Source organism: Streptomyces sp. NPDC111507 (assembly GCF_055638955.1).
Map to the genome: position 1 here is coordinate 1,300,601 of NZ_JBVKBU010000001.1, position 20,775 is coordinate 1,321,375.

15 protein-coding genes are annotated in these 20,775 nt (G+C 71.7%); 4 read left to right on the forward strand and 11 right to left on the reverse strand.

Going from position 1 to position 20,775, the window contains the following annotated elements; genetic code table 11:
- Nucleotides 1-33 precede the first annotated feature (33 nt).
- The 4 genes from ACZ7M2_RS05815 to ACZ7M2_RS05830 all read right to left on the reverse strand — a co-directional run bounded on the left by ACZ7M2_RS05815 (nucleotide 34) and on the right by ACZ7M2_RS05830 (nucleotide 6,912).
- Nucleotides 34-1,638: a vWA domain-containing protein gene (locus ACZ7M2_RS05815; RefSeq protein ID WP_471594269.1), complete on the reverse strand. Its 1,605-nt coding sequence runs from the start codon at nucleotides 1,636-1,638 to the stop codon at nucleotides 34-36.
- A 174-nt stretch (nucleotides 1,639-1,812) separates the two neighbouring features.
- Nucleotides 1,813-2,676, reverse strand: coding sequence for an ABC transporter permease (locus tag ACZ7M2_RS05820; protein ID WP_217566591.1), 864 nt, complete (start codon nucleotides 2,674-2,676; stop codon nucleotides 1,813-1,815).
- Nucleotides 2,673-5,330: an alpha/beta fold hydrolase gene (locus ACZ7M2_RS05825; RefSeq protein WP_471594270.1), complete on the reverse strand. Its 2,658-nt coding sequence runs from the start codon at nucleotides 5,328-5,330 to the stop codon at nucleotides 2,673-2,675. Before ACZ7M2_RS05825 ends, ACZ7M2_RS05820 begins: the two co-directional genes overlap by 4 nt.
- Before the next feature lie 172 nt (nucleotides 5,331-5,502).
- Nucleotides 5,503-6,912, reverse strand: a complete 1,410-nt coding sequence (locus ACZ7M2_RS05830) for an APC family permease (RefSeq protein WP_352046903.1) — start codon at nucleotides 6,910-6,912, stop codon at nucleotides 5,503-5,505.
- A 535-nt stretch (nucleotides 6,913-7,447) separates the two neighbouring features.
- On the opposite strand from ACZ7M2_RS05830, the gene ACZ7M2_RS05835 reads away from it, so the two are divergent.
- Nucleotides 7,448-7,834: an SCO4651 family lipoprotein gene (locus ACZ7M2_RS05835; protein ID WP_471594271.1), complete on the forward strand. Its 387-nt coding sequence runs from the start codon at nucleotides 7,448-7,450 to the stop codon at nucleotides 7,832-7,834.
- A 97-nt stretch (nucleotides 7,835-7,931) separates the two neighbouring features.
- Here ACZ7M2_RS05835 and mmsA read toward each other — a convergent pair whose 3' ends face one another.
- Genes mmsA through iolC form a run of 5 tightly spaced genes read right to left on the reverse strand, consistent with a single transcriptional unit; the run spans nucleotide 7,932 to nucleotide 14,142 of the window.
- Entirely contained in the window at nucleotides 7,932-9,434 is a 1,503-nt protein-coding gene (mmsA, locus tag ACZ7M2_RS05840; RefSeq protein WP_471594272.1) for a CoA-acylating methylmalonate-semialdehyde dehydrogenase, read from the reverse strand.
- Between the two features lie 14 nt (nucleotides 9,435-9,448).
- Complete coding sequence (gene iolD, locus ACZ7M2_RS05845; protein WP_471594273.1) at nucleotides 9,449-11,332, reverse strand: 3D-(3,5/4)-trihydroxycyclohexane-1,2-dione acylhydrolase (decyclizing); 1,884 nt, start codon at nucleotides 11,330-11,332, stop codon at nucleotides 9,449-9,451.
- The gene (iolB, locus tag ACZ7M2_RS05850) at nucleotides 11,329-12,189 is read right to left on the reverse strand and encodes a 5-deoxy-glucuronate isomerase (protein ID WP_471594274.1); all 861 of its coding nucleotides are present in this window, start codon (nucleotides 12,187-12,189) and stop codon (nucleotides 11,329-11,331) included. Before iolB ends, iolD begins: the two co-directional genes overlap by 4 nt.
- A gap of 7 nt (nucleotides 12,190-12,196) precedes the next feature.
- Nucleotides 12,197-13,147, reverse strand: coding sequence for a Cgl0159 family (beta/alpha)8-fold protein (locus ACZ7M2_RS05855; RefSeq protein WP_471594275.1), 951 nt, complete (start codon nucleotides 13,145-13,147; stop codon nucleotides 12,197-12,199).
- Nucleotides 13,144-14,142, reverse strand: a complete 999-nt coding sequence (gene iolC / locus ACZ7M2_RS05860; protein WP_471594276.1) for a 5-dehydro-2-deoxygluconokinase — start codon at nucleotides 14,140-14,142, stop codon at nucleotides 13,144-13,146. Before iolC ends, ACZ7M2_RS05855 begins: the two co-directional genes overlap by 4 nt.
- 122 nt (nucleotides 14,143-14,264) lie before the next feature.
- On the opposite strand from iolC, the gene ACZ7M2_RS05865 reads away from it, so the two are divergent.
- From ACZ7M2_RS05865 to ACZ7M2_RS05875, 3 genes are all read left to right on the forward strand, one after another.
- Nucleotides 14,265-15,194, forward strand: a complete 930-nt coding sequence (locus tag ACZ7M2_RS05865) for a sugar phosphate isomerase/epimerase family protein (RefSeq protein ID WP_352046911.1) — start codon at nucleotides 14,265-14,267, stop codon at nucleotides 15,192-15,194.
- Nucleotides 15,195-15,355: 161 nt separating this feature from the next.
- A complete protein-coding gene (locus tag ACZ7M2_RS05870) occupies nucleotides 15,356-16,354 on the forward strand; it encodes a helix-turn-helix domain-containing protein (protein WP_471594277.1) in 999 nt (332 codons plus the stop codon).
- 389 nt (nucleotides 16,355-16,743) lie between these two features.
- A complete protein-coding gene (locus ACZ7M2_RS05875; RefSeq protein WP_054231835.1) occupies nucleotides 16,744-16,941 on the forward strand; it encodes a helix-turn-helix transcriptional regulator in 198 nt (65 codons plus the stop codon).
- A 108-nt stretch (nucleotides 16,942-17,049) separates the two neighbouring features.
- Here ACZ7M2_RS05875 and ACZ7M2_RS05880 read toward each other — a convergent pair whose 3' ends face one another.
- A complete protein-coding gene (locus ACZ7M2_RS05880; protein ID WP_471594278.1) occupies nucleotides 17,050-18,084 on the reverse strand; it encodes a zinc-dependent alcohol dehydrogenase family protein in 1,035 nt (344 codons plus the stop codon).
- Between the two features lie 44 nt (nucleotides 18,085-18,128).
- Nucleotides 18,129-20,663, reverse strand: a complete 2,535-nt coding sequence (locus tag ACZ7M2_RS05885) for an MMPL family transporter (RefSeq protein WP_471594279.1) — start codon at nucleotides 20,661-20,663, stop codon at nucleotides 18,129-18,131.
- Between the last annotated feature and the right edge of the window lie 112 nt (nucleotides 20,664-20,775).

Below are 20,775 nucleotides of genomic sequence, written 5' to 3' on the forward strand. Positions count from 1 at the left end.
CGCGGTGAGCGCCGTGACGGACCGACGCCGCCGCTATCCCATGAGTCCACTCGCCCGCTCCACCGCGTCCGCCAGGTCGTCCACCGCCTTGTCCTCCGCGGCGGACGCCACCCGGTGGGCGCGGTCGGCGAGTTCGCCCAGCGGGAGGGCGCCGGGGAGCGGGTTCGCCTTGTCGTCGCCCGTGCGCAGGTCGTCGGCGAAGTACGCGGCCACGGCGTCGACCTGGAGGCGGGTGGAGGAGGTCCACAGGTCCTCGTCGAGGGAGCCGGTCTCCAGCTGGCCGGACTCCTCGTGCGGGGCGCGGGTGTCGGGGTCGAGCCAGCGGACGCTCGCGGTGGCGAGGTGGCCGGAGGCGCCGGGCCTGGTGCGGACCGCGTAGAGGGCCGTGACCGTGTGGCCGGGCCCGACCTCGCCGCCGTCCACCCGGTCGTTGCGGAAGTCCTCGTCGGCGACCTGGCGGTCGTCGTATCCGATCAGCCGGAACTGCTTGACGGTCCCCGGGTCGAAGGCGACCTGTGCCTTGGCGTCGCGGGCCGTGAGGTCGATGTTCTGCGGAAGCTGCTCGCAGAAGACCTTGCGGGCGTCCTCGGGGTTCGAGACGTACGTCGTGTGGCCGTCGCCCTTGTCGGCGAGGCGCTCCATGAGGGCGTCGCCGTACTCGCTGCCCACGCCGACACCGAAGAGGGTGATGCCGTGTTCGCGGCGGGCGGCGGAGATGTTCTCGAGGATGGCGTCCGCGTCGGTCTCGCCGGTGTTGGCGAGGGCGTCGGAGATCAGCACGACGCGGTTGGTGGCGCCCTCGCGCAGACCCTTGACGGCCGTGGCGTACCCGGTGCGCACGCCCGCGCCGAGATTGGTCGACTCCGTCGGTTCCAGTCCCCTGATCACGTCGTGGACGCGGTCGCGGTGGTGGCCGAGGCGGGTCATCGGGAGCACGGTCCGGGCCTCGTCGCTGAAGGTGACCACGGCTACCGAGTCGTCGTCGCGCAGCCGGTCCGTCATCACGCCGAGGGCGTCCTGGGCGAGGTCGAGCCGGCCGGGCTCGCCCATGGAGCCGGATATGTCGATGACGAAGGTGAGGGCGGCGGGCGGGCGCTCACCGCTCTGGGCCGCGGTGCGGGTGGCGAGGCCGACGCGGACCAGCGACCAGTCCTTCTCCTGGGTGCGGGCTCCGTCGACGGTGACCGAGAAGCCGTTGCCGTCGGGCCGCCGGTAGTCCTGCCGGAAGCTGTTGACGAACTCCTCGGGGCGGACGGTCGACGCGTCGGGCAGCCGGCCGTCGGCGAGGGCGCGGCGGGCGTAGCCGTAGGAGGCGGTGTCGACGTCGAGGGCGAAGGTGGAGAGGTAGTCGGGGGACGGCGCGAACTCGCGGCTCGCGTCGCCCGTCGGCGTGTCCTTCTGTTCGCCCTGGGAGGTCCCGGAGGTCCGGTTCGGGGCGGGCTGCGGGAACCCGCGTCCGCCGGACTTGTTGGAACCGTCCGTCGAGGAGCCGTTGCTGTCGCTCGCGCCGCAGCCGGTGAGGAGCAGGCCGCCCGCGAGCGTCAGGCCGATCAGGGCGGCGACCGGTCGCCACGGTCGCCCGCTCCTCGGCTGCCGCCGCGGTCGCCCTGTGTGTTCGTCGTTCCCCGTCCGTGTCATCCGTGCCCCCTCGGTGAGTCGCCTGTCCGCCGACTGTCTGCCGACGTCCATGGGCCGACGTCTGTGACTGTGACGCCCGAGGGGGCCCGGATGTGCGCTACGGAGCGTTGCGGATGGATTTCGAAGCGGCCACGAAGGGCGGTCGTCGAGACCGGTAGGTGACGCTCCGGAGATCTACGACACGATGTCCTTGCGCCGGAAACCCCGGAAGGCCAGGGCGAACAGGACGAGGGCGTACGTTATCGAAATCGCGGTGCCCTGGATCATGCCGCCCCACTCCGGGTTGGGCTGGATGGCGTCGGCCCAGGCGAACTGCCAGTGTGCGGGCAGGAAGTCGCGCCAGTGGCCGAGGGCGGTGACCGCGTCCAGGACGTTCCCCACGATCGTCAGGCCGACCGCGCCGCCGACCGCGCCCAGGGGCGCGTCCGTCTTGGTGGACAGCCAGAACGCGAGCCCCGCCGTGACCAGTTGGGACACGAAGACGTACGCGATGACCACGAGGAGCCGCTGGGCCGCGGTGCCCGCGGAGAGCGCGCCGCCGGTGGGGATCTCCAGCGGCCCCCAGCCGTACGCCGCCGTGCCCACCGCGATCGCGACGATCGGCAGCAGCACCATCGCGGCGAGGCTGAGGCCGAGGGCGACGGTGAGCTTGGACCACAGCAGCCGGGCCCGCGGTACGGGGGCCGCGAGCAGATAGCGCAGCGAGGACCAGCTCGCCTCGGAGGCGATCGTGTCCCCGCAGAACAGCGCGACGGGGATGACCAGCAGGAAGCCCGCGGAGACGAAGAGGTTCACCGCGGCGAAGTTGGCGCCCGACGCGGTCGCCGTGTCCATCAGGGTGACCTGCCCGTTGCGCGAGCCCGGGTCACCGCCGATGGCGAAGGCGACGACGAGCACGAAGGGCAGCACCGCGAGGATCGCGCCCATGACGAGTGTGCGGCGCCGCTTCAACTGCCGCAGCAGCTCGACCCGGAGCGGCAGCGTGTGCCGCGCCCGGTACCCGTCCGCCGTCTCGGCCCGTTCGACGAGCGTGCTCATGCGGCACCTCCGATCAGGGTGAGGAACGCGTCTTCCAGCCGTCGGTGGGGGCCCACCGACCGCACGGGGACCTCCAGTCGTACGAGCTCTATGAGCAGGCGCTCGGCGCTGCCGTTCTCGTCGAGGCGGACGAGCAGCCCGCCCTCGGCGGCGACGGCCGAGGCCACGCCGGGCAGCGCGCCGACCTTCTCGACGACCGGCTCCTCCACGGGCGCGCCCGTACCGACGAGGAGGGTGTCGCCGGAGCCGACGATCTCGCTCACCGGGCCGGCCTGGATGAGCCGGCCGCGGTCCATGACCACCAGGTGGGTGCAGGACTGCTCGACCTCGGCCAGCAGGTGGCTGGAGACGATGACCGTGCGGCCCGCGGCGGCGTAGCGGATCATGACCTCGCGCATCTCGCGGATCTGGGGCGGGTCGAGACCGTTGGTCGGTTCGTCGAGGATGAGGAGGTCCGGGAGGCCCAGCATCGCCTGGGCGATCGCCAGGCGCTGGCGCATGCCCTGGGAGTAGGTGCGGACCGCGCGGGCCAGCGCGTCGCCCAGGCCCGCGATCTCCAGCGCCTCCTCCATGTGGGCGTCCTCGGCCGGACGGCCCGTCGCCTGCCAGTACAGCTCAAGGTTCTCGCGGCCCGAGAGGTGCGGCAGGAAACCCGCGCCCTCGACGAACGCCCCGACCCGGGAGAGCACCGGGGCGCCGGGCCTGATCGCGTGCCCGAAGACGCGGATCTCGCCGCCGTCGGGCTTGATGAGGCCCATCAGCATGCGCAGCGTGGTCGTCTTGCCCGCGCCGTTCGGCCCCAGCAGGCCCAGGACCTGGCCCTTCTCCACGCGGAACGACAGGTCCCGTACCGCGTACCGGTCCGCCGACTTCGCGTACCGCTTGCTCAGGTCGGTGATCTGGAGCGGGACTTCGGCGAGCTCGGGGTCGGGCGCGACCGGAGCCGTCCGGCGACGGCCGGTCAGCAGGAGTGCGGCGGCGGCGAGCGCGCCGGCCAGGGGCAGCCACCACACCCAGGAGGGCAGCGCGGCGGCGGCGGTCTTCACACCGGGCGCGGTGGGCACGTGCAGGTCGCTCTTCAGGGAGACCGTGTACGTCGCCGGGGCCGCCGGCGAGGCGTAGCCGAGGTCCGTCGAGGCGAGGACCAGGCGCAGCCGGTGGCCCTTCTGGACCTCGTGGTCGATCGCGGGCAGCACGATCGTGACGTCCTTGCCCGCCTTCGCGCCGGTCACCCGCACGGGCGCCACCAGCTGCGAGGGCAGTACCGGCTGGGTGGCGCCGGGCCCGACGTCGTACACCTTCCCGAAGAGGACCGCGTCGTCGGTGCTCGACCGGACGTGGACGGTCACGGTCGGCGCCCCGGTGATCCGCAGGCCGTGGCGGAGCGCCGCGGAGTCGAACTGCGCGTACTGGCCCGGGAAGTCGAGGGACACCCCGAGCCCGAGCGCGGACAGCTGCGACAGGCCGCCGGTGCCACCGAGTCCGGGGAGGGCGGAGATCGCGGGCGGACTCGCGCCCGCGGGGTTCTGGAAGGTCTGCTCGCGTCGGCCGTCGCTCAGCGCGATGGCGTGCTCGCCGCTCCCCAGGCCTGGGTAGACGTCCCCGCTCGCGCCCCGCAGCCGCGCGGCGCCGTCGGTGGAGTCGATGCCGCCGGTGCGGGTGATACGGAAGGCGGGACCGGTGTCGGCGTTCTTGTCGTCCTTCAGATAGCGGTCGAACCAGGAGCCGACACGGGCCTCGACGCGGCTCGTCTCCGGGTCTCCGCCGTCGTGCCCGCCGGCGATCCAGTCGACGTCCACGGGCGCGCCGTTGGCCCGGATCGCCTTGGCCATCGCGTCGGCCTGGCCGAGCGGGAAGAGCGAGTCGGTCTGGCCCTGCAGGATGAGCGTGGGCACCTTGATGCGGTCGCCGACGGCGGACGGTGAGCGTTGCTCCAGCAGGGCGCGCGCCTGGGCGTCCGGCTTCCCCGACTCCGCCACCCGGTTGTACATCGCGCACAGCTGCGCCTCGAAGTGGTCGCAGCCGCCGCCGGAGTTGATGAAGATGCCGGCCCAGAGCTTCTTGAACACGTCGTTCGGGAAGAGCGCGTCCGCCAGGTTCCAGTACGTGATCGAGGGGACGATCGCGTCGACCCTCTTGTCGTACCCGGCGGCCAGCAGGGAGATCGCTCCGCCGTACGAGCCTCCGGCTACTCCCACGCGCGGGTCGCCGCTCTTGTCGAGCCGGACCTCGGGCCGCTCGGCCAGCCAGTCGATGAGCTTGGAGACGTCGGCGACCTCGCCCTTGGGGTCGTTCAGCCCGATCTTGCCGGTGGAGCGGCCGAAGCCGCGCGCCGACCAGGTCATCACCGCGTATCCGTCGCGGGCGAGTTGCTCCGCCTCGTGCCGCATGTCGTCCTTGCTGCCGCCGAAGCCGTGCCCGAGGAGCACGGCGGGGCGGCGGCCGGAGCCCGCGGTGAAGTACGACGTGTCGATGTTCACCCCGGCGCCCGTGGTCATCACACGGTCGGTGCGGTGGACGGCCGGCCCGTCGTCCGAGGCGACAGCGGTCCACGTGCCGGCGCCGGCGAGCACGACGACGGTGGCCGCGGCGGCGAGCCACCGTCGGCGTCCTCGCCGTGCGGGCCCGCGCAGTCGGGGCAGTCGAAGATCCATGTGTCAACGGTACGGGCCGCCACCGACAACGAAGGCAGCCGCCGGTCTGAACCCGCGCCCCTCCTCCGGGCGTACGAGGCCCCTCCCGTATACCGCGCCCGTGGTACGAGCCCTCTCGGGCGTCTTCACGGGCGCGGTGGTGACGTGGGACCTCGCGTGCGCCCCGGAGGGCTCAGGCCTGGACGTCCTCGGGGATCGACACCAGCCAGCGGGTCTCGCGGCGCGGGCGGAGGTAGAAGGCCCAGTAGAGGGTGGCGACGGCTGTGATGCCGCCGGTCCACAGCAGGTACGTCATCTCCTGCTGGCTCAGGATGTAGGCGAGGACCGCGATCAGGAGCACCGGCATCGCGGGCCACAGCGGCATGCGCCAGGCCGGGGTGTGGCGGTGCTGGCCGCGCCGGGCGAGCAGGGCGGCGACCGCGACGAGCAGGTACATGGCGGTCACCGAGACGCCCGTCACGCCGTACAGGGTGTCCAGGTTGACGAAGCAGAGGAGGGCGCCGGGGACGCCCACCAGGAGGGTGGCGACCCACGGGGAGCCGAAGCGGCCGAGGCGGGAGAGGCTCTGGTTGATCGGCTCGGGCCAGGCCTTGTCACGGGCGGAGGCGAACAGCACCCGGGAGTTCTGGATGACCATGACGATGCCCGCGTTGATGATCGCGAGGGCGACGCAGAGGCTGACGAAGGTGCCGACGGCGGAGTTGGACCAGGCGGTGACCATGCTGCTGATGTCGCCGCCGGTGAGGGTGGACAGGTCCGACGCGCCCATGGTGATCGCGACGACCGGGACCAGGATGATCACGGTCGAGATGGCGAGGGTGGCCAGGACCGTACGGGCGACGTTGCGGCGCGGGTTCTCCAGTTCCTCGGAGAGGTAGACCGCGGTCGAGAAGCCCTGGGTGATGAAGAGGGCGATCGCGAGCCCCGAGACCACCAGCATGGCCGTCACGGTGTCCGTGTGGCCGCCGGAGCCCGCCACCTGCATCGAGGTGAGGCTGCCGACGCCGCGCTGGCTGTGCGTGAAGCCCAGCACCGCCACGACGGCCGCCGCGATGACCTCCAGGACGAGGAAGACGCCGGTGATCCAGGCATTGGCCCGCAGGTCGAGCAGGCCCGCGAGGGTGGCCAGGAGCATCACGCCCGCGCCCGCCATCGACGGGTTGAGGTGCACGATCGGCGCCAGGTAGTCCGCGGTGCCCATCGCGATCACCGGCGGCACGATCATGACGACGAGGAGGGAGAGCACGAAGACCAGCCAGCCCGCGAGTCGTCCGGCCATCGTCGACACCATGGCGTACTCGCCGCCCGCGCTGGGGATGAGGGTGCCCAGCTCCGAATAGCAGAACGCCACGGCGATACAGAGCAGTGAGCCGATCGCGATGGTGAGCGCGGTCGCCGTGCCGAGGGACGAGAACAGGTCGGGCACGACCACGAAGAGCGTGGAGGCGGGCGTCACGCACGAGAGCGTCAGCAGGGTGCCGCCGACGATGCCGATGGAACGCTTGAGCTTTTGGGGGCTACCGGTGGCCGTGGGGGCGGCGTCCGGGAGGGCCTGCTCGACAGGGCGGATCGTGTCGGTCATGAAGCGGTTCCGATCGACTTATGCGTCAGAAGACGACTCGTGCGTCAGGTGTGTCGGTCGGGAGCGCTATCGCCTCCGGCGGCTCGCGTCGTTCATCTCGTCGTCCGCTCCCGACGTTGATGGAACCTTGACGGAAACCGTTGCGTCAATGGCCGTTTACCTACGGAATCCGCACCGCCGAAGCGACGCAGGTCACATCACTTTCCCAGGCCCCGACGGCCTTATATTGCAATCACTAAGATCAAAGAGGATATTGCCTTGCTTTCAAAGGCAGTAGTCACAAACTGCCTCCGGCATCCGTTTCATCACCTCATGACGAGAACCGCAGTCGAGGCTCCGAAATTAGCCAAGATTGGTCCGCGCTCCGGGACTCCCGCCGAACAGTAGAGTCCCGCCCCACAGCACAAGCACAGCCAGGGGTGGGGAAACACGCGGCACGGGGGACCGAGCGGCTCGGCTCGGCCGAGGTGAAGATGACCATGGACATGGGCCCGGGCAGCACTCCCGTCACCATGACGGGCACCTACTCCGCGTGATGTTCGTCGACGGCGCCTACTACTACGACGTCGACCCGCAGCCCTCCGGCCCGCTCAAGGGCAAGGAGTGGATGAAGGTCGACGGGCCGGCGGTGTTCGGCGAGAAAGGCTCCGCGAAGTTCAGCGGGAACCACGACGGCAGCAGCCCGACGGCCTCCCTGCAGGCGCTCAGGAACGCCACCGACGTGAAGGACCTCGGCCGGGCGCCCGTGAACGGGCGGAGCGCGACCCACTACGCCGCCGTGCTCGACCGGGCGCACAAGGGCAGGCTGGAGGAGGCCTTCGACAGCGAGAGCACCCTTCTGGACGCGTTCTTCGTGACTTCGCGAAGTTCGGCGCCACGGCCGGGGTCGGGGCTCCGCCCGCCGCGCGGACCGGTGACATGACGGAGGAGCTGAGGGCCGCCGCCCAGCAGCAGAGCTGAGGACGCGAACACGGCGGTGCCCCGCCCCCCGGGACGGAGGGCGGGGCACCAGGGGGCGCTCAGTGGTTGCGCGGGAAGCCCAGGTCCACGCCTGTGGGGGCGTCGGCCGGGTCGGGCCAGCGGGTGGTGACCACCTTGCCGCGGGTGTAGAAGTGCGTGCCGTCGTTGCCGTAGATGTGGTGGTCCCCGAAGAGGGAGTCCTTCCAGCCGCCGAAGGAGTGATAGCCGACGGGCACCGGGATCGGCACGTTCACGCCGACCATGCCCGCCTCGACCTCGAGCTGGAACCGGCGGGCGGCGCCGCCGTCCCGGGTGAAGATCGCGGTGCCGTTGCCGAAGGGCGACGCGTTGATGAGGGCGACACCCTCCTCGTAGGTGTCCACGCGCAGCACGCACAGCACCGGGCCGAAGATCTCGTCCTTGTACGCGTCCGAGGTCACCGGCACCCTGTCGAGCAGCGAGAGGCCGATCCAGTGGCCGTCCTCGTACCCCTCGACCGTGTACCCGGTGCCGTCGAGGACGACCTCGGAGCCCTGCGCCGCCGCGCCCGTGACGTAGGACGCCACCTTGTCGCGGTGCACGGCCGTGATCAGCGGCCCCATCTCGGAGGCCGGGTCGTTGCCGGGGCCGATCTTGATCTTCTCGGCGCGCTCGCGGATCTTCTCCACCAGCGCGTCGCCGACCGAGCCGACCGCGACGACGGCGGAGATGGCCATGCAGCGCTCGCCGGCGGAGCCGTAGGCGGCCGACACGGCGGCGTCCGCGGCCGCGTCCAGGTCGGCGTCCGGGAGCACCAGCATGTGGTTCTTGGCGCCGCCCAGGGCCTGCACGCGCTTGCCGTTCGCGGAGGCCGTGGTGTGGATGTAGCGGGCGATCGGGGTCGAGCCGACGAAGGACACCGCCTTGACGTCCGGGTGCTCCAGGAGCCGGTCGACGGCCACCTTGTCACCGTGGACGACGTTGAAGACACCGTCGGGCAGACCGGCCTCGGCGAGCAGCTCGGCGACCTTCATGGCGGCCGACGGGTCCTTCTCGGACGGCTTCAGCACGAAGGTGTTGCCGCACGCGATGGCGAGCGGGAACATCCACATCGGCACCATGGCCGGGAAGTTGAACGGCGTGATGCCCGCGACGACGCCCAGCGGCTGCCGGATCGACGCCACGTCGACCTTGGAGGCCACCTCGGTCGACAGCTCGCCCTTCAGCTGCACGGTGATCCCGCACGCCAGGTCGACGATCTCCAGACCGCGCGCCACCTCGCCGAGCGCGTCCGAGTGCACCTTGCCGTGCTCGGCGGTGATCAGCTCGGCGATCGCGTCCCGGTTCGCGTCGAGCAGCGCCCGGAACTTGAAGAGGATCGTGGACCGCTTGGCCAGCGAGGACTGGCCCCAGGTCGCGTACGCGTCCTTGGCCGCGGCGACCGCGGCGTCCACCTCGTCGACGGTCGCGAAGGCGACCTGGGTGGTCACGGCGCCGGTCGCCGGGTCGGTGACCGGCCCGTACGTACCCGACGCACCCTCGACAGTCTTGCCACCGATCCAGTGGTTGACGGTCTTCGTCATGGCCAAAAACTCCTTCACAGATGGCGGCGTCGGGCGGCGACGTGCCGGTCGTACTCCTCACGTGCCTTGACCGCCGACGATCGGGTCGCGGTCTCGGCCACAGGTACATCCCACCAGGCTTGGGCCGGGGGCGCGCCCGACACTGTGTCTGCCGTTTCGGTCTCCACGTAGACACATGTGGGAGTGTCCGCGGCGCGCGCCTCGGCAAGAGCCGCCCGCAGGTCACGGACGGTCTTCGCGCGCAGCACCCGCATGCCGAGGCTGGCCGCGTTGGCGGCGAGGTCGACGGGCAGCGGCGCGCCCGTGTACGTACGGTCCTCGGAGCGGTAGCGGTAGGCGGTGCCGTACCGCTCGGCGCCCACGGACTCGGAGAGGCCGCCGATGGAGGCGTACCCGTGGTTCTGGAGTATGAGGACCTTGATCGCGACGCCCTCCTGCACGGCGGTGACGATCTCGGTCGGCATCATCAGGTAGGTGCCGTCGCCGACCAGCGCCCACACGGGCCGGTCGGGGGCCGCCATCCGGACGCCGATCGCGGCCGGGATCTCGTAGCCCATGCACGAGTAGCCGTACTCGACGTGGTACTGGTCGCGCGACCGGGCCCGCCACAGTTTGTGCAGGTCACCGGGGAGCGATCCGGCCGCGTTGATCAGGATGTCGTCCTCGGTGACGAGTTCGTCGAGGACGCCGAGGACCTGCGGCTGGGTGGGCCGGATGTCGATGTCCTCGGCCTCGTACGCCGCGTCGACGCGGTACTCCCAGCGCTCCTTGTCGTCCGTGTACTCGGTGGCGTACGCGGGCTCGACGCGGTGCCCGTGCAGCAGCAGCGCCTCGGTGAGCGCTTCAAGACCGGCCCGCGCGTCCGCGATCAGCGGGATCCCCGACAGCTTGTGACCGTCGTACGGCGCGATGTTGAGGTTCAGGAAGCGGACGTTCGAGGCGGTGAAGAGGGTGCCGGAGGCGGTGGTGAAGTCGGTGTAGCGGGTGCCGACGCCGATCACCAGGTCCGCGGTGCGGGCGAGCTCGTTCGCTGTAGCCGTGCCGGTGTGTCCGACACCGCCGACGTCCTGCGGGTGGTCCCACTTCAGTGATCCCTTGCCCGCCTGTGTGGAGGCGACGGGGATGCGGGTGGTGGCGGCGAGTTCGGCGAGCACGTCCTCGGCGCGGCTGTGGTGGACCCCGCCGCCCGCGATGATCAGCGGGCGCCTGGCCTCGCGGATCGCCGTGACGGCGGCGGCCAGCTCGGAGGCGTCGGCCGCCGGGCGGCGCACGGTCCAGGTCCGCTCCTGGAAGAACTCCTCCGGCCAGTCGTACGCCTCCGCCTGCACGTCCTGCGGCAGCGCGAGCGTGACGGCGCCGGTCTCGACCGGGTCGGTGAGCACGCGCATGGCCTGCAGGGCGGCGGGGATCAGCGCCTCGGGCCGGGTGACGCGGTCGAAGTACTTCGACACCGGGCGCAGACAGTCGTTGACCGACACATCGCCCGCGTAGGGGACTTCGAGCTGCTGGAGGACCGGGTCGGCGGGGCGGGTCGCGAAGATGTCGCCGGGCAGCAGGAGCACCGGGAGGTGGTTGATCGTCGCGAGCGCGGCGCCGGTGACGAGGTTGGTGGCGCCGGGTCCGATGGAGGTGGTCACGGCGTGCGCCGACAGCCGGTTGGACTGGCGTGCGTAGCCGACCGCCGCGTGCACCATCGACTGCTCGTTACGGCCCTGGTGGTAGGGCATCTCGTCGGCGTACTCGATCAGCGCCTGGCCGAGTCCGGCGACGTTGCCGTGACCGAAAATGCCCCAGGTGGCACTGATCAGCCGCCGCCGCTCGCCGTCCCGCTCCGTGTACTGGGCGGCCAGGAAGCGCACCAGCGCTTGTGCGACCGTCAGCCTCGTCGTTGAGGTCATCGGTATCCCTCTGTGCTCTCTAGATGTCCCGGGTGGAAGCAGATCCGCCACTCCCTCTCCTCGCCCGGTCCGGCCATCACGTTCAGGTAGTACATGGTGTGGCCGGGCTGGGCGATGGACGGGCCGTGCCATCCGTCGGGGACGAGGACGGCATCGCCGGTGCGGACCTCGGCGAGGACATCGGATCCGCCCTCGCGCGAAGGGAATACGCGCTGATAGCCGAATCCGTTCGGGCCGTCGATCTCGAAGTAGTAGATCTCCTCCAGCTCCGACTCGACACCGGGCCGGTGCTCGTCGTGCTTGTGCGGCGGATACGAGGACCAGTTGCCGCCGGGGGTGATGACCTCGACGGCGATGAGCTTGTCGCACTCGAAGGCGTCGGCGGAGGCGAAGTTGCGCACCTGACGTGCGCAGTTGCCACTGCCTCGGTCTTCGACGGGGACCTCCGGCGCGGGGCCGTAGCGGGCGGGGAGTCGGCGCTCGCACTTCGCTCCTGCCAGGGCGAAGCGGCCTCCCGCACCGGAGGCGATCTGGGCCCGGGCGTCACGGGGCACGTACGCGAAGTCGGAGACCCCCGCGAACACGCTTTCCCTGCCCAGGATTTGGAACTCTTCGTCCTCTGTGCGCACCGTACAGGCGCCACCCAGTGGAAGCACGATCCACTCGCTGTCGCCGGTGGTGAAGGTGTGGGTGCCGCCCGGTCCGAGGTCGACCACGCGCAGGCTGCTGTGGGTCCAGCCGGCGTACTTGGGGTCGATGTCGACGGCGTACAGCCCGCCCGCGGTGGCGCCCTTGGGCACGTACAGGCCGTCGCTCCGGGGCGCGTCCGTCGTCGAGTGCGTCCTGGGGTCCGTCATCGGGTCCTCACAGCAGTCCTACGGCGGTGTCCACCGCGGCGGTCACGTCCCCGTCGGCGGGGTAGAGCAGCGAGCGGCCGACGACCAGGCCCTGCACGGTGGGCAGTTGGAGCGCACCGCGCCACTTCTCGTACGCGCTCTCCTGGTCCTCGCCGACATCCCCGCCGAGCAGGACGGCGGGCAGGGTGGAGGTCTCCATGACCCGGGCCATGTCGTCCGGGTTGTCGGTGACGGGGACCTTCAGCCAGGTGTACGCCGAACTGCCGCCCAGGCCACTGGCGATGGCGATGGACTTGATGACGGCCTCGGCGCTCAGGTCGTTGACCAGCCTGCCCTCGGGGGTGCGGCGGCTGAGGAACGGTTCGACGAAGACCGGGAGACGACGCTCCGCCATCTCGTCGATCGCGCGGGCGGTGGACTCGAGGGTGTTCAGCGAGCCCGGATCGTCGTAGTCGATGCGCAGCAGCAGTTTGCCCGCGTCGAAGCCGAGCCGCTCGATGTCCTGCGGACGGTGACCGGTGAAACGGTCGTCCAGCTCGTACGAGGCGCCCTGGAGGCCGCCGCGGTTCATCGAGCCGAGGACCACCTTGTGGTCGAGGGCGCCCAGGAGCAGCAGGTCGTCGAGGATGTCGGCGGTCGCGAGGACGCCGTCGACGCCGGGGCGGGAGAGCGCGAGGCAGAGCCGTTCCAGGAGGTCCGCGCGGTTCGCCATGGCGAGCTTGCGGTCGCCGACGGCGAGCGCTCCGCGGGCCGGATGGTCCGCGGCGATGATCATCAGCCGCCCGTTGTCGCCCACGAGGGGGCGGCGGGGGCGGCGCGCGGCGGCCTCGGCGATGGCTTCGGGGCGGTGGGCGCGGAGCCGGACGAGCTCCGCCGCGTCGACGGTTCTCAGCGGCACGGGGGGAGCCGGGGGCAGGGCGGGGTCTCCGCCCTCGTGTCCCACGCGTCCCGCCCTCATCGGACCGCTCCCGCCATGAGCGCGTCCTCGACCTCTTCGGGGGTCGGCATCGCGGAGGAACACTCCAGCCTGGAGGCGACGATGGCACCGGCCGCGTTGGCGTGCCGCATGATCCGCTCCAGGTCCCAGCCGGCGAGCAGGCCGTGACAGAGGGAGCCGCCGAACGCGTCACCGGCGCCGAGGCCGTTGAGGACCGTCACCGGGAGCGGCGGGACCTCGGCCGACGTGCCGTCGCGGTGGACGGCGAGGACGCCCTTGGGGCCCTGTTTGACGACGGCGAGTTCGACGCCCGCCTCGAGGAGGGCCTCGGCGGCCGCGTGCGGTTCGCGGACGCCGGTGGCGATCTCGACCTCGTCGAGGTTGCCGACGGCGACGGTGGTGTGGCGGAGGGCCTCGGCGTAGAAGGCCCGGGCGGAGTCCTCGGGGGCCTTCGGGGCTGTGTTCTTCCGGGCTGTGTTGTTCCGGGCTGTGTTGTTCCAAAACATGGGCCGCCAGTCGAGGTCGAAGACCGTCGTGGCGGACTTGGCGCGGTGGGCGAGCGCGGCGAGCGTCGCCGTCCGGCTGGGCTCTTCGCTCAGGCCGGTCCCGGTCACCCAGAAGATGCGCGCCTCACGGACGGCGTCCAGGTCGAGGTCGTGCGCGTCGATCTCCAGGTCCGGGGCCTTGGGCTGCCGGTAGAAGTACAGCGGGAAGTCGTCGGGCGGGAAGATCTCGCAGAAAGTCACCGGGGTGGGCAGCCCGGCGACCGGGGTGACCCAGCGGTCGTCCACGCCGAAGCCGCGCAGCGCCTCGTGGAGGTACGCGCCGAAGGGGTCGTCACCGGTGCGCGTGATCACCGCCGTACGCCGTCCGAGCCGGGACGCGGCCACCGCGACGTTCGTCGCCGAGCCGCCCAGGAACTTCCCGAAGGACGTCACCTGCGCCAGCGGGACCCCCGTCTGCAACGGGTAGAGGTCCACACCGATCCGCCCCATGGTGATCAGGTCGTACGCCATCGAGTTCCCTTCGCTTCGGCTCCCCCAAGGTCTAGCGCCGCGCGGGGAGCCCTGTCAACAGTTTGTCCGGACATTCGGACCAGGCCTTGACACCTCCCTCGTGCCGCCCGAAGCTGACGCCCATGACGTCGTTGTCACCGCAGGCATCACCTCAGTCCTCACTGTCCCGCATCCGGATCGGTTCGGCTCCGGACTCCTGGGGCGTCTGGTTCCCCGACGACCCCCAGCAGGTCCCCTGGCAGCGCTTCCTCGACGAGGTCTCCCAGTCCGGGTACGAGTGGATCGAGCTGGGCCCCTACGGTTATCTGCCCACGGATCCGGCGGTGCTCCAGGAGGAGACCGCGCGGCGCGGGCTCACCGTGTCGGCCGGCACCGTCTTCACCGGGCTGCACCGGGGTCCCGAGGTGTGGGACGCCACCTGGGCGCACGTCGCGGACATCGCCGCGCTCACCCAGGCGATGGGCGCCGAGCACCTCGTCGTCATCCCGGCGTTCTGGCGGGACGACAAGACGGGCGAGGTGCTGGAGGACAGCGCGCTGACGCCGACGCAGTGGCGCAATCTGACCGCTCAGACCGAGCGGCTCGCCCATGAGGTGCGGGAGCGCTACGGGCTGAAGATCGTCGTCCACCCGCACGCGGACACGCACATCGACAGCGAGGAGAACGTCACGCGTTTCCTCGACGCGACCGACTCCTCCCTGGTGTCGCTGTGCCTGGACACCGGCCACTACGCATACTGCGGCGGCGACAGCGTCAAGCTCATCGAGACCTACGGGGAGCGCATCGGCTACCTCCACCTCAAGCAGGTGGATCCGCTGATCCTGGCCGAGGTGCGGGCGAACGAGGTGCCGTTCGGGCCCGCGGTGGCCAAGGGCGTGATGTGCGAACCGCCGTCCGGTGTACCTGCGCTCGAACCCGTCCTCGCCGCCGCCCAGGAGCTCGACGTCGAACTTTTCGCCATCGTCGAGCAGGACATGTACCCGTGCCCGCCGGACAAGCCGCTGCCCATCGCCCAGCGCACCCGGGCGTTCCTGAGGTCCTGCGGGGCCTGACCGTTCGATGTGACCGCTTCACAACGTCCCGCGGAGCCTGACCCTCCGCGGGGGGGGCCGTGGGGCCCGTCGAGAGCCCGGGGCTCGGCGGGCCTTCCGGCGTCGCCGTGCCGCGTTGCACCATGGGGGTTCCCCGGGTGCGGGCGGCGACGGGAGGGCCGATGGTGACGCGCATCGTCTCGCGGGCGGGGCACGGTCCCGGCGGTGCCTGGGAGACGGCCCTCGCACGGCCCCATCCACGACTGCGACCCGGGGTGATCAGCTACCGCGGGATCCGGCTCGCACTCGACCGGCCGCGGCGCAGGCTGGAGGCGCCGATCGGCGCCGCGACCCTGTTGCTGGGCTTCGAACAACCCCTGCGCATCTCACGCGTGGGCCGTCCCCCCGTCACCCTCAGGTCGGTGTTCTCGGGACCGGCCACCACCGCGGCCGTCGGCGAACACGACGGACGGCTGGCCGGCATCGAAGTACTGCTCGCCCCCTGGGCCGCGTTCACACTCTTCGGCACACCGCAGTACGAACTCGCCGACCGCACCCTGGATCCCGACGAGCTCCCCCATGTGCTGGGCTCGCGGGACGCGGGCCCGGGTGGGAACCGGCTGCGGAGCGTCGGTGAACTCTCCGCCGCGCTGGCCGCGTTGCCGGGATGGCCGGAACGCTTCGAACTGCTGGACGACGTCCTCGTGCGCTGGCGCTCGGCGGGGACGCCCGGTTCGGCACGGGTGGTGCGGGCGTGGACGCAGCTGCAACGGACCTGGGGCGCGATGCCGGTGGCCCGGCTCGCCGAGGACGTCGGCTGGAGCGTACGGCAGTTGGAGAATCGTTTCCGGGAGCAGATCGGGCTCGGCCCCAAGGCGGCGGCCCGGGTGCTGCGCCTGGAACGGGCCCGCCGACTGCTCGCCGCGGGACGCTCACAGGCGGAGACGGCGGCGGCCTGCGGGTTCTACGACCAGGCCCACCTCAGCGGCGAGTTCCGCGCGATGACGGGGTGCACGCCGCGGGAGTTCACGGCGGCCCGCGGAGCGCAGCCGGTTCCACGGCCCGGTCCGCCGGGGGCCGATCGGATGGCCGGGGAGGCGACCAGCCTGGTGCTCTCCCCCGACCGGAGCGATCAAAGTGACCGGGGTGCGATTTTTTCCAAGACCGGTGGGCTCCGTTGATTGCAGGCTGAACCTCCGGCGGCTGATCCGACGGGGGGATGCGGTCGGCTTCCGAGGGGGATGCGGGGAGCTGGTGGTCCGGACCTGGAGCAGGTCCGGCCCACCGCTCACGTACGCACGACTCACCCGGCCCGCCAACGGCCCCCGACGCGCATGCGTTCCGACGGTCCCCTCGGCGCGAATGCGTCACGCGTGTCACAAAAACCACCGCCCTGTCACACATGTCGCGTGTACGCGGGTCTTGCGTCACACCCGGCCAACAGGCCCTGTCCTGCGGTCACTCTGTGTCGTTCAACGGGCGCAGGCTTTGTGATCGCCAGCGCAGCACCCGGCTCCCCCGACGGCCACCCCCCGGCCGCCGCCGCGGCGCGCGCAGGGAGGTGCCACTCATGACCGACCGTAGGCTCTGGTCGTACAAGGAGATCGCGGCGCACATCAAGGTGCAGCCGGACACCGTGCGGTCGTACCGCAAGCACGGACTGCTGCCGCCGCCCGACCACGTGGAGAGCGGGAAGCCCTACTGGTACGCGGACACCGTCCGCGCCTGGGTCGCCTCCCGCCCCGGAAACCGCGGCCGAAGAGACTGACCACGCGCCCCGCCACGCTCGTCACACGCATTCACGGTGCCCACGCGCCGCGCCCACGCGCTGTGCCCCGCCCCTCGCCCGGGCGCGGGGCACAGCCCCTGTCCGGGCTCAGCTCCACGGCTCGATGACCGTCACCCCCGCCCCCGGCGCCGTCCCCATCGCCGCCAAGGCCGCGGGGACCGCGTCCAGCGGGATGGTGGAGGTGACCAGGAGGTCGGGGCGGAGGACCCCGGCGCGGACCAGTTCGAGCATGCGGGGGTAGGCGTGTGCCTGCATGCCGTGGCTGCCCAGGAGTTCGAGTTCGAAGCCGATCACCCGGGCCATCGGAACCGCGGGGTCCTCGGGCAGCAGACCGACCTGGACGTGGCGCCCCCGGCGGCGCAGACCGTTCACCGAGGCCGCGCAGGTGACCGGGGAGCCGAGCGCGTCGAGGGAGAGATGGGCACCGCCGCCGGTCAGCTCCCGGACCGCCGCCGCCGTGTCCCCGGCCCGCGAGGCGTCCACGACCTCCACCGCACCGAACTTCCGTGCCAGGTCCAGGGCCTGGGGTGAGAGGTCCACGGCCACGACCCGCGCCCCGGCCGCCGCCGCGATCATCACCGCCGACAGTCCCACGCCTCCGCAGCCGTGCACCGCGACCCACTCCCCCGCCGCCACCCGGCCCTGCGCGACCACCGCGCGGAACGCCGTGGCGAACCGGCAGCCCAGCGACGCCGCCGTCGCGAAGGACAGCTCGTCCGGCACCGCCACCAGGTTCACCTCGGCGTGGTCGAGTGCCACGTACTGGGCGAAGGAACCCCAGTGGGTGAACCCCGGCTGGGTCTGCCGCTCGCACACCTGCTGGTCACCCGCCGCGCAGGAGGGACACGTCCCGCAGGCGCAGACGAACGGGACGGTGACCCGGTCGCCGGGGCGCCAGCCGGTCACCCGCGCTCCGACCGCCTCGACGGTCCCCGCGAGTTCGTGGCCCGGCACATGCGGCAGGGTGATGTCCGGGTCGTGCCCCATCCAGCCGTGCCAGTCGCTGCGGCACAGCCCGGTGGCCTCGACCCGCACCACCACCCCGTGCTCCGCGGGCACCGGGTCCGCCACCTCGCGCACCTCGGCCGGCTCCTCGTACCGCTCGAACACCACTGCCCGCATCCGTCTCGCCCCTCCGCCCGAAGATCACCCTTCCGGAGCGAACGCTATCCGCGTGCCTCGACCTTGTCCCGCTCCCGGTCGTCCTCCCTGCCGCCCTCCCGGTCGTGCCGCCGGTCGTGTTCCTGGTCGTCCTCCCTGTCGTGCTCCCGGTCGTCCGCCTGCCGGGTGCCGTCCGGCTCCGCCTCGCCCTCGCTCAGTCCGAACCGGTCGTGGAAGCGCCGCAGCGGCCCCGGTGCCCACCAGGTCGCACGGCCCGTGAGGCGCATGACCGCCGGGACCAGCAGGCTGCGGACGACCATCGCGTCCATCAGCACGGCGAGCGCGATGCCCAGGCCGAGCATCTTGGTGTTGGTCACGCGTGAGGTGCCGATCGCGACCATCACCACGGCGAGGATGACCGCGGCCGCGGTGATGAGTCCGCCGGTGCGCTGGAGGCCGAAGCGGACCGCCTCCCGGTGGTCGCCCGTGTGGTCGTACTCCTCCTTCATCCGGGAGAGCAGGAAGACTCCGTAGTCCATGGAGAGGCCGAAGGCGACGCAGAACATGAGGACGGGAAGCGTCGTCTCGATCGATCCCGGGCTGGTGAAGCCGAGCAGGCCCGACAGATGGCCGTCCTGGAAGACCCAGACCACCGCGCCGAACATCGCCGTCAGGCTGAGCGCGTTGAGCAGCACCGCCTGGATCGGGATCAGCACACTGCCGGTGAGGAGGAAGACCAGGAGCAGGGTGACGATCGCTATGAAGGCCGCGGCCCAGGGGAGCCGGTCGGCTATCGCGTGCTTGGAGTCGACCAGGACCGCCGCCGTGCCGGTCACCGCCGTGTCGAACGGGGCCTGCGTGGCTCGCAGTTCGCGCACCAACCGCTGGGCTCCGTCGCCGACGGCCTCGCCCTTCGGCAGCACCGTGAAGTAGGCCGAGTCGCCCTGCGCCAGGGGCCCGTCCACCCGCAGCACCTCGGGCAGCGCGGCGATCCGGTCCTTGTAGGCCGTGTACTGGGCCTCGGTCGCCCGGCCCTCCGCGAGCACCTCCAGGGCGCCACCGGGGCTGCCCGGGAAGCCGTCCCGTATGTGCTGCTGGACGACGTGGGACTCGGCGCCCGAGGGCAGCTGGCGGTCGTCCGCGGTGCCGAACTTCACGCCCAGGAAGGGCAGTCCGAGCACGATCAGCCCGACGGTGGTGGCGACGGCGAAGACCGGCGCCCTGCGCATGACGAGTGAGGCCACGCGTCCCCAGGCGGCCCCGTCCGCGCTCGCCGCCGGCCTTCCGCGCCGGAACAGGCGGCGCAGATCCAGCGAGTTCACCCGGTGGCCGAGCAGCACCAGCGCCGCCGGGAGCAGGACCAGGGCGGCGGCCGCGGCCAGCAGCACCACGGCGATGCCCGCGTAGGCGAAGGAGCGCAGGAAGTACTGCGGGAAGAGCAGCATCGCGGCCAGGGAGACGGCGACCGTGAGGGAGGAGAACAGGACCGTGCGGCCCGCGGTACGCAGGGTTGTGGCGATGGCCGCAATGGCGTCTTCCCTGTTCGAGCGCGCGGGAGAGCTCGGGGAAGGCACGGCGCCCTTGGCCAGTTCCTCGCGGAATCTGCGGACGATGAACAGGGCGTAGTCGATGGCGAGGCCGAGTCCCAGGGCCGTGGTGAGGTTCATCGCGAAGACCGAGACGTCGGTGAACTCGGTGAGGCCGCGCAGTATCGCGTTCGTGCCCAGGATCGCGACGATGCCCACGCCGAGCGGCAGCAGGGCCGCGATCGCGCTGCCGAAGACCATCACCAGCAGCACGAGGGTCACCGGCAGGGCGATCATCTCGGCCCGGGTCAGGTCCTCGCGGATGGTCGTCTGCATCTCGTGCTGCACCGCGACCGGGCCGCCGACCCTGACCTCGACGGGCCCGTGCGTCCCTCGGTAGGAGGGCGCCAGGCGGTCCAGCGTCTCGCTCGCCGTCTTCTCGTCGCCCGTGATCCGCGCGGCGATCAGCGCCTCGTGGCCGTCCTTCGCCTTCAGCGCCGGTGCGCCCGACGCCCAGTACGAACCGACCCCCGTGACGCCCCGCTCGCCGGTGAGCCGCGCCGCGAGCCGCTTCGCCTCGGCCGCGACCGAGGGAGCGTCGACCGTGGCACGCCCCGAGTCGACCAGGAGCAGCAGATTGGGCTGCGAGGCGGGGAACTCCCGCTCCAGCGCCTTGGTCGCGTACGTCGACTCGGCGGTCGGGTCCTGCCAGCCGCCGCTGCCCAGCCGGTCGGCGACCCCACTGCCGGCGACCACGGCGAGCGCGGTGAGCAGCAGTGCAACGAGCAGGGAGAGCCGGGGGCGCGCGGTCACGAACCGGGTCCAGCCACCGACCCGGACACCGCGACCGGTGCGCGGGCCACCACTCACCCGTTGACCGTCGCTCACCCCTCTGCTGTCGCCCGTCCGTCGGCCGCCACCCGCCCGCGGACCGCTCTTGCCCGGCGGGCTTCCGCTCTCCGGCGGGCCTCCGCCCACCTGCGGCTGGTCGCCCGCGCTCGCGTCGACGCTCGCGCCCCTCCCGCGCCCCGCGCCGCTCCCGTGGCCGTCATCAGCGCTGTTGACTTCGGTCATCGTGCGGTGTCCCCTTCACCGTGACCCCCTGTCCGCCCGGCGGCGTCCGTCCAACCATCCGGTCGTGTGCGCAGGTGGCAGGGGTCGACTATTGCCATAGAATGGCAAACAC